At 61.5% G+C, this 13392-nt stretch carries 13 protein-coding genes; 10 read left to right on the plus strand and 3 right to left on the minus strand.

Going from position 1 to position 13392, the window contains the following annotated elements; all coding sequences use genetic code 11:
• Window positions 1-47: 47 nt before the first annotated feature.
• Window positions 48-1352, minus strand: a complete 1305-nt coding sequence (locus HJC00_RS16370; protein ID WP_221155031.1) for an ABC transporter substrate-binding protein — start codon at window positions 1350-1352, stop codon at window positions 48-50.
• Between the two features lie 199 nt (window positions 1353-1551).
• Between HJC00_RS16370 and HJC00_RS16375 the strand changes: the two genes are divergently transcribed.
• From HJC00_RS16375 to HJC00_RS16385, 3 genes are read left to right on the plus strand one after another with little or no spacing between them, the layout of a single operon-like run.
• The gene (locus HJC00_RS16375) at window positions 1552-2751 is read left to right on the plus strand and encodes an ROK family transcriptional regulator (RefSeq protein WP_210631420.1); all 1200 of its coding nucleotides are present in this window, start codon (window positions 1552-1554) and stop codon (window positions 2749-2751) included.
• A 34-nt stretch (window positions 2752-2785) separates the two neighbouring features.
• Entirely contained in the window at window positions 2786-3886 is a 1101-nt protein-coding gene (locus HJC00_RS16380) for a Gfo/Idh/MocA family protein (protein ID WP_221122871.1), read from the plus strand.
• 17 nt (window positions 3887-3903) lie between these two features.
• Window positions 3904-4545 carry a ThuA domain-containing protein gene (locus HJC00_RS16385; RefSeq protein ID WP_221122870.1) on the plus strand — a complete coding sequence of 214 codons (642 nt, stop codon included), beginning with the start codon at window positions 3904-3906 and terminating at the stop codon, window positions 4543-4545.
• Between the two features lie 109 nt (window positions 4546-4654).
• Here HJC00_RS16385 and HJC00_RS16390 read toward each other — a convergent pair whose 3' ends face one another.
• The gene (locus tag HJC00_RS16390; RefSeq protein ID WP_221164365.1) at window positions 4655-5134 is read right to left on the minus strand and encodes a DUF2938 domain-containing protein; all 480 of its coding nucleotides are present in this window, start codon (window positions 5132-5134) and stop codon (window positions 4655-4657) included.
• Between the two features lie 234 nt (window positions 5135-5368).
• On the opposite strand from HJC00_RS16390, the gene HJC00_RS16395 reads away from it, so the two are divergent.
• A complete protein-coding gene (locus tag HJC00_RS16395) occupies window positions 5369-6166 on the plus strand; it encodes a creatininase family protein (protein ID WP_210631423.1) in 798 nt (265 codons plus the stop codon).
• Window positions 6167-6175: 9 nt separating this feature from the next.
• On the opposite strand, the gene HJC00_RS16400 is transcribed toward HJC00_RS16395, so the two are convergent.
• Window positions 6176-7126 carry a LysR family transcriptional regulator gene (locus tag HJC00_RS16400; RefSeq protein ID WP_210631424.1) on the minus strand — a complete coding sequence of 317 codons (951 nt, stop codon included), beginning with the start codon at window positions 7124-7126 and terminating at the stop codon, window positions 6176-6178.
• Between the two features lie 182 nt (window positions 7127-7308).
• On the opposite strand from HJC00_RS16400, the gene HJC00_RS16405 reads away from it, so the two are divergent.
• The 6 genes from HJC00_RS16405 (at window position 7309) to HJC00_RS16430 (ending at window position 13360) form a co-directional block, all read left to right on the plus strand.
• Complete coding sequence (locus tag HJC00_RS16405) at window positions 7309-8325, plus strand: ABC transporter substrate-binding protein (RefSeq protein WP_210631425.1); 1017 nt, start codon at window positions 7309-7311, stop codon at window positions 8323-8325.
• A gap of 66 nt (window positions 8326-8391) precedes the next feature.
• On the plus strand, window positions 8392-9219 hold the full coding sequence (locus HJC00_RS16410; RefSeq protein ID WP_221122866.1) for an ABC transporter ATP-binding protein: 828 nt from the start codon (window positions 8392-8394) through the stop codon (window positions 9217-9219).
• Entirely contained in the window at window positions 9216-10058 is an 843-nt protein-coding gene (locus HJC00_RS16415; protein WP_221122865.1) for an ABC transporter permease, read from the plus strand. Before HJC00_RS16410 ends, HJC00_RS16415 begins: the two co-directional genes overlap by 4 nt.
• A complete protein-coding gene (locus tag HJC00_RS16420) occupies window positions 10058-11371 on the plus strand; it encodes a cytosine deaminase (RefSeq protein WP_221155025.1) in 1314 nt (437 codons plus the stop codon). Before HJC00_RS16415 ends, HJC00_RS16420 begins: the two co-directional genes overlap by 1 nt.
• Window position 11372: 1 nt before the next feature.
• Complete coding sequence (locus tag HJC00_RS16425; RefSeq protein WP_221102540.1) at window positions 11373-12782, plus strand: FAD-binding oxidoreductase; 1410 nt, start codon at window positions 11373-11375, stop codon at window positions 12780-12782.
• Window positions 12779-13360 carry an NAD(P)H-dependent oxidoreductase gene (locus HJC00_RS16430; RefSeq protein ID WP_210631430.1) on the plus strand — a complete coding sequence of 194 codons (582 nt, stop codon included), beginning with the start codon at window positions 12779-12781 and terminating at the stop codon, window positions 13358-13360. The genes HJC00_RS16425 and HJC00_RS16430 overlap by 4 nt, the downstream gene beginning before the upstream one ends.
• The last annotated feature ends 32 nt before the right edge of the window (window positions 13361-13392 follow it).

Below are 13392 nucleotides of genomic sequence, written 5' to 3' on the forward strand. Positions count from 1 at the left end.
CGGCGCTCCCGATTGGCAGGAGCGCCGGAAGGTTCTGCGGGCGCTGGCTATTGTTCCAGTTCGAAAGCGTCCTGGATCATCTGGGCGCCGTCCTTCGAATTCATCTGTCCGGAGACGATTTCCACCGAGACGTCGTTGACGACACGGCCGACGGCCGCACCGAGATCCTGATCGAAGAAGTTCTGATGCCAGGTCGAACCGGCAAGCTGTCTGGCCGATTCGGCCAGCAGCGGATTGACGACCCCGTCATCGGCGCCGACGGCGACGGGCAGCAGCATGCCTGATTTGGCCATGGCGCGCTCGTTGTCGGCGTTCGTCAGGAAAGCAAGGAAATCGATCGCTTCCTTCGAGGCCTTCTTGGTAAGCGCCCAGCCGTTCAGGCCGCCGAGCGTATCCGTCGGCTTGCCGGCGCCGCCTTCAACCGTCGGGAAGACGAAACGGCCGATATTGTCGGATGAAAGCCCCTTGCCGTCGCCGGCATTCTTGCGCTGGTTGGCCTCGGTCGCTTCAAAGCCGAGAATCATTGCCGCCTTGCCGTCGCCGAAAACGCCGAGCGTCTGCGGCCAGGTCGCGCCGAGATAGCCGGGCTGGAACGGTTCGAGCTTGCCGAGCTCGGCGAGATCTTCGCCGGCCTTGATGACGGCCGGATCGAGGAAGCCTTCGCCCTCGCCCTTCTTGGCCGCTTCAAAGACCTTCTGGCCGCCCTCGCGCATGACAAGATAGCTCCAGTAGAAGTGGATCGGCCATTTCTCGCCGCCGCCGCCGGCGATCGGCACGATACCGGCCGCCTTGATCTTCTTCACCGCCTCAAGAAAATCGGTCCAGGTCTTGATGTCTTCGGCCTTGACGCCTGCCTTGGCAAACAGCGCCTTGTTATAGAAGAAGCTCACCAGGCCGACTTTGTACGGGATTGCCCAGGTCTTGCCGTCGAAGGTCAGGCCGTCGACCGAGGCCGGCGTATAGGCCTTGCGCAGCTTGCCGCCATCGGCGTCGAGGGCTGTCGTCACATCCTGGAGCGCGCCGGTCTCGGACTGCTGCTTCAGGACGCCACCGCCCCAGCTGAAAAAGAAATCCGGCACATCGTCGGACTGCAGCAGCGTGGGAAGCTTGGCCTTGAAGGCCTCGTTTTCGAGAAACTGCATCTGGATGTCGACGTCGGGATGCTGGGCCTCGTATTTCTTGACGATGTCTTCCCAGGCCGCGACGTTCTTCGGATCTGTTTCGAGATGCAGCCACTTGACCACCGTCGTCGCCGAGGCGGCCCCGGCTCCGGCCAGCAACATGCCGGCTGCCACGGCCATGGATACGATGCGCCTGCCGCCGAAAGCGGCGTTCTTCAGCATGAAATTCATGATTTTCCTCCCAGGGGACCTATCCTCACAATTTTTCCCCTATGCGGATTAATTCAGCGGACCTTGCGCCGGATGTCAACCCGATGCGTTAATTTTTGCCGAAATCGCTTGACAGCTCCTCGTAATTGCCTGCTATTTATTTCGTAACCCGTTATAAATATTGGCTTCCGCCCAACCAAACGACTGCCGGCACGTTTTCATGAAGACTGCAGATCCAGAATTGATGCGCGCGATCAATCGCTTGAACGTGCTCGACACCATCAGGCGCCATGGTCCGATCTCGCGCATCGAAATCAGCGAGCGGACGGAGCTGTCGACGACAACCGTCTCGGCCATCACCGCCTCGCTGCTCGATGACGGGCTGATCCTGCCGCGGCATGAAGGCGATATCCGCAACGAGGCGGTGCGTGGCAGACCGCGCGTGGCGCTGGAGCTCAATCCCGATGCCGCCCGCGTCGTCGGCGGCAAGATCGCCGCCAGCCGCATGGTCTTCGTCGTCACCAATTTTCGCGGCGACGTGCTGTCGAAGCTGGCTTTGCCGATCCGCATCGACCGGCAGCCGATCGGCGTCATCGCCGATCTCGTCGAGGACGGCGTCCGGCGTTGCGTCGTCGATGCCGGCCTGTCGCTCGAAGATGTCGACAGCATCTGCCTCGGCTTTCCGGGCGTTATCGAGCACCGCACCGGCTACATCAGAAGCAGCCCGATCTTTCGCGACACCAATGTCGATTTCGCCGCCGAGATGTCGACGCGGCTATCGACGCCGACCATCGTCGAAAGCGACGCCCACGCCATCACGCTCGGCCATCACTGGTTCGGGAAAGCCCGCGATCTCGAGGACATGGTGCTGATTTCGCTGGAACAGACGCTCGGTCTCGGCGTCTTGCACGGTAACCGCCTGTTTCGCGGCGCCGGCGGCCTCAGCCACAATCTTGGCGACCTTGTGCTCGGCATGGGACCGAACGGCGTGGTGCGGCTCTTCAGCCAGGCCGGCGAAAGCGCCATCCTCGGTGAACATCAGACCGACGGCCGTTTTGCCGAAGCCATCCGCCTCGGGCGCGGCATGACCCACGCCCAGGCGCTGATCAAGGCCGACGACGACCGGCTGATCGCCTCTGCCATCCGCGCCGGCGAAGCTGTCGGATTGACCATCGCCAACATCGTTACGCTGTTTGCGCCGCCGCGCGTCATCCTCGTCGGCTCGAGCCTGGCGCTCGGCGAACCCTTCTTGAACAGCCTGCGCGACGCCTATGCGCTCGCCATTCCGCCGTCGCTGAAGGGGGTAAGCGAACTCGTCTTCGATGATTCGAGCGATGATTTCTGGGCTCAGGGCGCTGCCGCAGTAGCGCTCTACGAGCTCTACGAATCGCCCTGGAGCACGACCGGGCCGGCCCTTTGACGGCCGAGACAAGCAAGATCAAATGGAGGAATTCATGGACAAAGTCGGTATCGGCATCATTGGATGCGGCAATATTTCGGGCGCCTATCTTACAGCGATGGCCTCCTTTCCCATCCTCGATATCCGCGGCGTCGCTGATCTCAACCGGGAGCTCGCAGAGGCCAAGGCGCGCGAATTCAACGTTCCCGTCAAATCAGTCGAAGAGCTCTTCGCCGATCCCAAGATCGAAATCATCGTCAATCTGACGATCCCGAAAGCCCATGTCGCCGTCGCGCTCCAGGCGCTCGATGCGGGCAAACACACGTACTCCGAAAAACCGCTCGGGATTAATTTCGCGGAAGGGAAAAAACTGGCCGAGGCGGCGCGCGGGCGAAATCTGCGCATCGGCGCGGCGCCCGACACCTTCCTCGGCGGAGGCCACCAGACGGCCCGCGCCCTGATCGACCAAGGCGTCATCGGCCAGCCGGTCGGCGGCTCGGCCACCTTCATGTGCCCGGGCCATGAGCGCTGGCATCCGAATCCGGCCTTCTATTACGAAGTCGGCGGCGGGCCGATGCTCGATATGGGCCCCTATTACATCACCGATCTCGTCAATCTGCTCGGGCCGGTTTCCCAGGTCGCCGGCTTTGCGACGACGCCGCGGGCCGAACGGCTCATCACCAGCGAGCCGCGCAATGGCGAGCGCATTCCCGTGCATGTGCCGACCCATGTCGCCGGCATGATGGCTTTTGCCAACGGCGCGGTCGTGCAGATCGCCATGAGCTTCGACGTCGCCGGCCACAAGCATGTGCCGCTCGAAGTCTACGGAACCGAGGGCACGCTTATCGTCCCCGACCCCAATAGGTTTGCGGGCCCTGTCGAATATCTGAAGAAGGGCGGCGCCTTCGAGGACCAGCCGGTCACCGCCCCCTATGCCGAGGGCAATTTCCGCTCGCTCGGCGTCGCCGATATGGCGCATGCGATCCGCTCGAACCGGCCGCACCGTGCCAATGGTGATCTGGCACTGCATGTGCTCGAAGTCATGGAAGCCTTCCATACAGCGTCCGAGACCGGCCGGACGGTGACGATTACCACGGCGGTGGAGCGCCCTGCCCCCCTGTCCGATTCCATCGTCGACGGACGGCTGGCAAAATAATTTCAGGAGGAAAGAGAATGCGTGAAGCACTGATCGTCTGGGGTGGCTGGAGCGGGCACGAGCCGCAGGAATGCGCCGAAATCATCAAGACCATGCTCGAGGAAGACGGTTTCAAGGTCTATCTCGAACACGGGACCGAGGCGCTTGCCGACCCTTCGGTCCACGATCTCAGCCTCGTCGTGCCGATCATGACGATGTCGAAGATCGAAAAGGAGGAGGTCAAGAACCTCGCCGCCGCGATCGAAAGCGGCGTCGGCATCGCCGGTTATCACGGCGGCGCGGGCGATGCCTTCCGCGACTCCGTCGACTACCAGTTCATCATCGGCGGCCAGTGGGTCGCCCATCCCGGCAACATCATCGACTATACCGTCAACATCACCCGGCCCGACGATCCGCTGATGGAGGGGATTGCCGACTTCCCCTATACGTCGGAGCAATATTACATGCATGTCGATCCCTCGAACGAGGTGCTGGCGACGACCAGGTTTACCGGCGAACACGCCTACTGGATCGACGGCGTCGTCATGCCCGTCGTCTGGAAGCGCAAATACGGCAAGGGCCGCGTCTTCTATTCCTCACTCGGCCATCAGGCCAAGGAGTTCGACGTGCCTCAGATGAAGACCATCTTCCGCCGCGGCGCCAATTGGGCGGCGCGGTAGCTTAGCGATTTTCGGTTCACGGGTTCGGCTTGCCCCTCATCCGGCTGCCGCCACCTTCTTCTTCCCGTCAAAACGGGGAGAGGGTTAGGGCAAGGGGCAAGCGTCAATCTCACCGCAAAATCAACGCCGTACCATAAAGTCCTAATGCAAACACCGTATGCGCTAGCAGATTGAAACACCGGACTTTGTTCGGCTTCGGATGTTTCGAAGCAGCCCAGCCGAGGCCGAGGCCCGGCTGCAGCAGGAACCACCCTGCCCCGACGGTGACGATGCCGAAAATCCAGGCGGGAAGAAATGTCGGGGCTGCCAACCAGGCCGACCCCATGATGAACACGAAGATCAAACCATAGAGAATGCCGACAACGTAATGGCTGATCCAGCCGAGAGCGAGTTCATTTGCATACGGCTCGGCATCGGCGATGTTCTCGTGAAAGACCTTGCCGCGGCCGAGATGCCAGAACCAGCGGCCGACCGGCGCCCAGTTCGGCGGCGTCTGGCCGAAGACCTTCGTGAGCACAATTGCCCAGAGGTCCATGAGGATGGTTGCGCCGGCGCCGATCGCCAGGCCGCGCCACAGAATATCGAACATTGGGAATCACCGGAGAGCGTTGTCATAGAAGAAGCGCCAGAAAACCATTGCAGACGCGCTAGCGCAATGGTTTCGGCGAGACATTCGCGGAAACATTGCGGCCAAGAGGCGCCCTCGACGGCGCCGTTGTTCCATCATCCGCAAAAAGGCATCGGTGCGGGCGCAAATTGATGCTTTTCGCAGGTAGCGTTATTCCCTACTCACTGTCTCGAACGGCAATGGGAGGCGAACGGTATGACGGTGCCATTTTACTGGAACGAATTGGTCAGCGACGACTTCGCCGGACTGTCTCCCGACACCACGATCGCTGTCCTGCCGATCGCCTCGACCGAGCAGCACGGGCCGCATCTACCCGTTGCTACCGACGTCGCTATCGCCAACGGCATGCTCGCCGAATTACGCAAGCAGAAACCGGTCGATCTCAATTGTCTGGTGCTGCCGACGCAAGAAATCGGCAAGGCCAATGAACACGTTTACGGCCCGGGAACCTTGTCGCTCGGCGCCGAACTGCTCATTCCAGTCTGGACCGCAATCGGCGGAAAGGTTGCCGAAGCCGGCATCCGCAAGATGGTGATCGTCAATTCGCATGGCGGCAATGTCGATATCATGAGCATCGTGGCTCGCGAGCTGCGCGTGCGCTATGCGATGGCCGTCGTCTCCACCCAATGGAGCCGCTTCGGCCATCCCGAGGGCATGATCGGCGATAATGAGCTGAAATACGGCATCCATGGCGGCGAGGTGGAAACGTCGCTGATGCTGTATTTCCGACCTGATCTGGTGCGGATGGAGAAGGCGCAGAATTTCGCCTCGAAGGCGGAATGGATGCGCGGGCAATCGAAATACATTCAGCCGCTGCCGCCGCATTCGCTCGCCTGGATCGCCCACGACCTCAATCCCCACGGCGTCGTCGGCAACGCCTCACTCGGGACAGCCGAAAAGGGCGAAGCAATCTGCCGCCATCAGGTCAGGGGCTTCATAGAGCTGCTCTATGACCTGAAGCGCTACCCGCTTTCCAATCTCTACTCGAAGTAAGGCGGTGGCTCACATCGCGGCGGAAGCATAGGCCGCAATGTGGCCCTTCGCCTGCAGCTCCTGCACCAGGCCGGCCAGTTCAGCCAGGAGGTACTCGACGAACAGGCTGGTGGCGGAATCAAGCGGCGCGCGGGCGCGGGCAAAAAGCTTCATCGGCTGATGGCGCGCATGCGGCTCCGCGATCGGGCGGAAAACCAGTTCGCCCTGCCTGCATTCGGTGATGACATCGAGCGGGTTCAGGATCGTCAGCCCCGCCCCCGATTTGACCAGCTTCTTCAGCATCTCCGAGGCATTGGTTTCGAGCACCGGTTCGACATGGACGTCGAGGCGCGCCAGGGCCAGATTGATCACGTCGCGCAGGCTGGTCCCCTGCTGCGCCAGCACCAGGCGCTCCTGGACGATATCCGCGAGATTGATTGGGCCGGGGCCGATCAGATGATGGCCGGGCGGCAGAACCACGCCGATCGGTATGTCGAAATTGCCGAGGGTGCGGATGCCGGGCGTTGCCGGAATATTGAATCCGAGGCCGATATCCACCTCACCTGAAAGCACCGGGTTGACCGTCATCGTGCCGGCGTCGTTGCGTAATTGCATGAAGACGCGCGGATGTTCCGATTGGAACCGGGCGATAATTTCCGGCAGCGGCCCTGCCGCAAGGCCGACCGTCGTCACCAGCCGAACCTTGCCCGCCTGCTGCATCTTCAGGCTGCGGATACGCCCCTCCAGCCGCTCGTAATTCTTCAGCACGTCGCGAATATGTTCGATACAGAGCTCGCCGGCGGCGGTGAGCCGCAATCCGCGCGGCAGGCGTTCGAAGAGCGGCGCGCCCATTTCCTCCTCCAGCGCAAGGATCTGCCGGTTAATCGCAGAAGAGGCCACGTTCAGCCGTGCCGCCGCCTTGCGGATCGAGCCCGAACGCGCGATCTCGTTGATATAGAGAAGCTTTCTGGAATGCAGCATCAGAACCTCGTTGCACAAATATCAGGCACGCAGCGTAAAATGGGCACAGGCTTTCGGTGAGATGCCGAAAAGGCATCATTGCGCACGAAATTTGATGCTTTTCAAAGAGCAAAGCAACGGCTCCTATGAAGAAAATCGGACGTCGCCGCGACGGCTGCGAACTCAGAAGGGGAACGTCGATCATGCCCATGACAAAGAAGAACAGGGTCTTTTCCGCATTGGCCGGGCTTGGCGGCATGATTGCCTCCATCGCGTCCGCTCAGGCGGCCGACAAGGTCACCTATGGCACCAACTGGCTTGCGCAGGCCGAGCATGGCGGCTTCTACCAGGCGGTCGCCGACGGCACCTATGCCAAACACGGCCTCGACGTCACCATCGTACAGGGCGGCCCGAACGCCGCCAACAGCGCGCTGCTGATCTCCGGCAAGATCGATTTCTACATGGGCGGGCCGCAGGGCGAGATTTCGGCGGTCGAGCAGGGCATTCCGCTCGTCGATGTCGCTGCGATCTTCCAGAAGGATCCGCAGGTGCTGATCGCGCACCCCGATGCCGGCATCGAAAAATTCGAAGATCTCGCCAAGCTGAAGACGCTGTTCCTCGGCAAGGACGGTTATCTCACCTATTTCGAATGGATGAAGGCGAACTTCAAAGGCTTCCGCGACGAACAGTACAAGCCCTACAATTTCAGCCCGGCGCCCTTCCTTGCCGACAAGGATTCTGCGCAGCAAGGTTATCTCACCTCGGAACCCTACGAGATTCGGAAGCAGGCCGGCTTCGAGCCGAAAGTCTTCCTGCTCGCCGACAACGGCTACTCTCCCTACTCGACGATGATCACCACCACGCAGGCGATGATCGACAGCAAGCCCGATCTCGTCCAGCGCTTCGTCGATGCCTCGATCGAAGGCTGGTACCACTATCTCTACGGCGACAACACCAAGGCCAACGAACTGATCAAGAAGGACAATCCCGAAATGACGGATGGTCAGATCGCTTATTCCATCGCCAAGATGAAGGAGTACGGCATCATCGAGTCCGGCGACAGCCTCGACAAGGGCATCGGCTGCCTGACCGAGGCGCATTACAAGGGCTTCTTCGACGAAATGGTAGCGATCAAGGTGTTCAAGGCGGAGACGGATTACACCAAGGCCTTCACGACGAAATTCGTCTGCAAGGGCACGGGAATGGCGATGAAGAAGTAAGCCGAAGATTCCGTCGGCGATCCGCCGCATACGGCGGATTCCATTCCCTGATGAACGAGACAGCCAATGCCCCCAGCAGAAGCTCAGGCCCTATCCCCGAAAGAGATGCGCAAGCGGCCGTTGGTCGTCATGCAATCGGTCTCGAAAGCCTTCTCCACCGGAACCGTCGCCCTTTCGGAGATGTCGCTCACAGTGGAGAGCGGCGAGTTCATCAGCCTGCTCGGTCCTTCCGGCTGCGGCAAGTCGACGGCGCTGCGCATCATCGCCGGCCTCGGCGATGTCACGTCAGGCGCGATCGACTGGCCGAGTTCTCGGATCAATTCCAAGGGCCTTCCGGAGGGGGATATCGGTTTCGTCTTTCAGGAGCCGACGTTGATGCCCTGGAAGACCGTGTTCGACAATGTGCATCTGCCGCTGAAGCTGAGGCATATTTCGAAGATGGCGGCGCACGACCAGATCTTGGACGTGCTGACAACCGTCGGCCTGCAGGATTTCGCCAAGGCCTATCCGCGCGAACTATCAGGCGGCATGAAGATGCGCGTTTCGATCGCCCGGGCGCTGGTGACCAAGCCGAAGCTGCTGCTGATGGACGAGCCCTTTGCGGCTCTCGACGAGATCACCCGCCAGAAGCTGAACGACGACGTGCTCCGGCTCTGGAAGATGACCGGCATCACAGTCATCTTCGTCACTCATTCGGTCTTCGAATCCGCCTATCTCTCGAACCGCATCGTCGTGATGAAGGCAAGGCCTGGGCGCGTTCATGCCGACCTACCGCTCACGACCAGCCTTGAACGCGATGCCCATTACCGCACCTCGGAAGAATACCGCAGAGCTTGCGAGACGGTGTCGCATTCGCTGATCGGGGCGATCAACGCGGTGGAGGACCATCGATGAGTGATGAAACGGCCGCGGCGCCGCTGCTTGTCAAAACCACTGCAAGCGCCCGAGGCCGCGATCTGGCGCTGCGCATAATGATCCCGCTGCTGGTCATCGCGGCGCTGATCCTGATCTGGTATGCCTATGTCCGACTGTCCGGCGTGCCGCCCTATATTCTGCCGGGTCCGGCGGCGGTCGCCAACGCTTTCATCACGGATTGGGGCACGCTTGCCCCTGCCCTGTGGGTCACCACCAAAATCACGCTGATGTCGCTGATGCTGGCGCTCGTCGGCGGCGTCGGCTTCGCAGTCTTCCTCGTGCAGTCGCGCTGGATCGAACTCGCTTTCTATCCGCTCGCCGTCATACTTCAGGTCACGCCGATCGTGGCGATTTCGCCGCTGATCCTGATCTATGCGCCGTCAACGCAGGTGGCGCTTCTGATCTGCGCCTTCCTCGTCGCCTTTTTCCCGATCCTTTCGAATATGGTTCAGGGGCTTAAAAGCGTCGATCACAATCTCATCAACCTCTTCGAGCTCTACGGCGCCTCGCGCTGGCAGACGCTGCTCTTTCTCAAGCTGCCGGCCGCCCAGCCCTATTTCATGACCGGCCTCAGGATAGGCGGCGGCCTTGCGCTGATTGCCGCCGTCGTCGCGGAATTTGCCGCAGGTTCGGCGGGGGCAGGCTCAGGACTCGCCTTCCGGCTGCTCGAAGCGCAGTACCGGCTCAACATTCCACGGCTCTTCGCGGCGCTGCTGATGCTCTCGCTGCTTGGCGTGGCGATTTTCGCCGTCACCTCGTTCATTTCGTGGCTTGCCCTGCACCGCTGGCACGAAAGCAGCCTGAAACGGGAAAACTGATGACCTATTCGCTCATCTCCCCGCCCAACGCCGGCCGCTTCGTGCTGAGCAATGCGACCCTGCCCTCCGCCGCCGTCGCCGGTTACGAGGCGCCTGTTATCGAGGGGCTCGTCCGAGCCGATATCGTCATCGCCGACGGCATCATTGCTGGTGTACTGCCGCCCGGGGAAGCGCCCGTGGAACTGGCGAAGTCCGACCTGAAGGAGGGCATGGTCTGGCCCTGCTTCGCAGACATGCACACCCATCTCGACAAGGGCCACATCTGGCCGCGCAACGCCAATCCGGACGGCACATTCCCGGGAGCACTGGAGGCCGTGCGCGCAGACCGCGAGGCGCACTGGTCGGCTGCCGACGTCAGGAAGCGCATGGAGTTTTCCCTTCGATCCGCCTACGCACACGGCACCAGCCTCATTCGAACCCATCTCGATTCCCTTGCGCCGCAGCACCGCATTTCATTCGAAGTCTTTGCCGAAATGCGCGATGTCTGGAAGGACAGGATCGCCTTACAGGCGGTGGCGCTGTTTCCGATGGAAAACATGGCGGACGCGGCCTATTTCGCCGATCTGGTCGCCGTGGTGCGCGAAAAGGGTGGGCTGATCGGCGGCGTCACCCGGATGAGCGGCGATCTCGACAGCCAGCTCGACACGCTGTTCAGCGCTGCGGCCGAGAATGGCCTCGATGTCGACCTTCATGTCGACGAGACCGACGATCCGGCTGCGGAAACCCTGAAGGCGATTGCGCAAGCGGTGCTGCGCAACCGATTCGGCGGCAAGGTAACGGCAGGCCATTGCTGCTCGCTCGCCCGCCAGGACGAGGAGACGGCAAAACGCACGGTCGATCTCGTCGCGGAGGCCGGTGTCGCCATCGTCTCGCTGCCGATGTGCAACACGTATCTGCAGGACCGCTATCCCGGCCGCACACCACGCTGGCGCGGCGTCACCCTGTTCAAGGAACTGGCCGCGGCCGGCGTTGCCACCGCAGTCGCCTCCGACAATACTCGCGATCCCTTCTATGCCTACGGCGATCTGGATCCGGTGGAGGTGTTCCGCGAGGCGGTCCGTATCCTGCACCTCGACCATCCGCTGGATACGGCGGCACGCGTCGTCACCACCTCGCCCGCCGATATTCTCGGCCGGCCGGATATGGGGCGTATCGCCGTCGGGGCCGCGGCCGATCTCGTACTCTTCAGCGCCAGGCGCTGGAGCGAATTTCTTTCCCGTCCGCAGTCCGACCGCGTCGTCCTTCGCCGCGGCAAGGTGATCGACCGCAGCCTGCCGGACTATCGTGAACTCGACAGCGTCGTTGGAGCCTGACATGCCGGATTATCAGACGATCAAAAAGGAACTCGAAGGCATCGCCATCGAGGATAATCCGGCACTGGTGCGCCAGAAGAGTCGTGATTTCTACTGGTATTCGCCGATCCTGAAGGCGCAGCTCGACAATGTGACGGCCGATCTCGTCGTTACCCCGAAAAACGAAGAAGAGGTCATCCGGACGCTGAAGGTCGCCTTCGCGCATGGCGTGCCGGTCACGCCGCGCGGCGGCGGCACTGGCAATTACGGCCAGGCGATGCCGCTTTCCGGTGGGATCGTGCTGAACCTTGCCGCCATGGACAAGATCAAGGAAATTCATCCCGGCCGGGTGATCTGCGAGCCGGGCATCATCATTGCCCAGCTCGACAAGCAGACCAAGGCGCATTCCGGCCAGGAACTGCGGTTCCACCCCTCGACGGCGCAGATGGCGACCGTCGGCGGCTTCATTGCCGGCGGCTCCGGCGGCGTCGGCTCGATCACCTGGGGCGGCCTGCGCGATCTCGGCAATATTCTGCGCCTGCGCGTCGTCACCATGGAGGCTGAGCCGCGCGTGCTCGATCTCACCGGCTGGGACCTGCAGAAGGTCAGTCACGCTTACGGCACCAACGGCGTCATCACCGAGATCGAAATGCCGCTGGCGCCTGCCTATGATTGGGTGGACGTTCTCGTCGGCTATGACGACTTCATGGCTGCCGTGCGCTTCTCCGATGCGCTCGCCAAATGCAACGGCATTCTCGTCAAGGAAATCGCGCCGATCGCCGCTCCGATCCCGCACGACTATTTCACCCGCCACAAGCCCTACATCCGCAAGGGGCAGTCGGTGGTGGTGCTGATGATCGCGCCGCATGCGATGGACGCTTTCCTGGCCTTCACCTCGGCCCATAAGGGCGAAGTGATCTTCCGCTCAGACAAGGTCGAGAGCATGAAGGGCATCCCGCATGCCTATGAACTTGCCTGGAACCACACGACGCTGCGGGCGCTGAAGGTCGATCCGGGCTTCACCTATCTGCAGGTCCAGTATCCGGGGCCGGATCACGTGACCAAGGTCGCCAAGATGGTGGAAATCTTCGGCGACGAAGTTCCGGGGCATCTAGAGTTCATCAAATTCGACGGGCAGATCCAGTGCTCCGGCCTGCCGCTGGTGCGCTACACCACCGAAGAGCGCCTCGAAGAGATCATCCGGATCCATCAGGATCACGGCTGCCCGATCTTCAACCCGCACCGCTACACGCTCGAGGAAGGCGGCATGAAGCGCACCGACAAGGTGCAGCTTGCCTTCAAGCAGGAAACCGATCCGAAGGGGCTTCTGAACCCCGGCAAGATGATCGCCTGGGAGAACCCGGACTTCGATTTCAATGCCGGCAAGAACTATCTCTTCCCCGGCCTTGCGGGCCTCATGGAGGCCTCATGAGGGTTCTCGTGCTGCATTCGCATCCGGTGGAGGAAAGCTACGGCAAGGCGCTCTACAAGCAGACGCTGGAAAGCCTGCGCAAAGCCGGCCATGACGTGGACGGATGCGATCTCTATGCCGAGAATTTCGATCCCGTTCTTTCCCGGCATGACCGGCTCAGCTATCACGACTATCCCTCCAATACCGAGCTGGTGAAATCCTATGTCGAGCGGCTGAAGCGGGCCGAAGGGCTGGTGCTGGTCACGCCGGTCTGGAATTTCGGCTTCCCGGCGATATTGAAGGGATATTTCGATCGCGTCTGGCTTCCCGGTGTCTCCTTTGAACTGGTCGACGGCAAGGTGGAATCGCGGCTGCGCCATATCAGGAAGCTTGCCGCCGTGCTGACTTATGGCGCGACGCCGTTCCGCGCCTTCGTGGCTGGCAACCCGCCGAGGAAGATCGTCAAGCGCGTGCTGCGAGCGCAGATCAACCCGCTGCGGCCGGTCACCTTTCTTGCCCATTACGACATGAATAATTGTACCGAGGAAACGCGGACACGGTTTCTGCAGAAGGTGAAGAGCGCGATGGAGCGCTTCTGAGCATGCGGAAGGACTGTCCGCCGAAACACCTG

The organism is Rhizobium sp. NLR22b (genome assembly GCF_019685295.1).
In the GTDB taxonomy this organism is placed as follows: Bacteria; Pseudomonadota; Alphaproteobacteria; order Rhizobiales; family Rhizobiaceae; genus Rhizobium.

What these genes read in the sequence shown, in the direction of transcription:
- HJC00_RS16370 (WP_221155031.1), bottom strand. Translation starts at nt 1,352, where the DNA reads ATGAATTTCATGCTGAAGAACGCCGCTTTCGGCGGCAGGCGCATCGTA.
- HJC00_RS16375 (WP_210631420.1), top strand. Translation starts at nt 1,552, where the DNA reads ATGAAGACTGCAGATCCAGAATTGATGCGCGCGATCAATCGCTTGAAC.
- HJC00_RS16380 (WP_221122871.1), top strand. Translation starts at nt 2,786, where the DNA reads ATGGACAAAGTCGGTATCGGCATCATTGGATGCGGCAATATTTCGGGC.
- HJC00_RS16385 (WP_221122870.1), top strand. Translation starts at nt 3,904, where the DNA reads ATGCGTGAAGCACTGATCGTCTGGGGTGGCTGGAGCGGGCACGAGCCG.
- HJC00_RS16390 (WP_221164365.1), bottom strand. Translation starts at nt 5,134, where the DNA reads ATGTTCGATATTCTGTGGCGCGGCCTGGCGATCGGCGCCGGCGCAACC.
- HJC00_RS16395 (WP_210631423.1), top strand. Translation starts at nt 5,369, where the DNA reads ATGACGGTGCCATTTTACTGGAACGAATTGGTCAGCGACGACTTCGCC.
- HJC00_RS16400 (WP_210631424.1), bottom strand. Translation starts at nt 7,126, where the DNA reads ATGCTGCATTCCAGAAAGCTTCTCTATATCAACGAGATCGCGCGTTCG.
- HJC00_RS16405 (WP_210631425.1), top strand. Translation starts at nt 7,309, where the DNA reads ATGCCCATGACAAAGAAGAACAGGGTCTTTTCCGCATTGGCCGGGCTT.
- HJC00_RS16410 (WP_221122866.1), top strand. Translation starts at nt 8,392, where the DNA reads ATGCCCCCAGCAGAAGCTCAGGCCCTATCCCCGAAAGAGATGCGCAAG.
- HJC00_RS16415 (WP_221122865.1), top strand. Translation starts at nt 9,216, where the DNA reads ATGAGTGATGAAACGGCCGCGGCGCCGCTGCTTGTCAAAACCACTGCA.
- HJC00_RS16420 (WP_221155025.1), top strand. Translation starts at nt 10,058, where the DNA reads ATGACCTATTCGCTCATCTCCCCGCCCAACGCCGGCCGCTTCGTGCTG.
- HJC00_RS16425 (WP_221102540.1), top strand. Translation starts at nt 11,373, where the DNA reads ATGCCGGATTATCAGACGATCAAAAAGGAACTCGAAGGCATCGCCATC.
- HJC00_RS16430 (WP_210631430.1), top strand. Translation starts at nt 12,779, where the DNA reads ATGAGGGTTCTCGTGCTGCATTCGCATCCGGTGGAGGAAAGCTACGGC.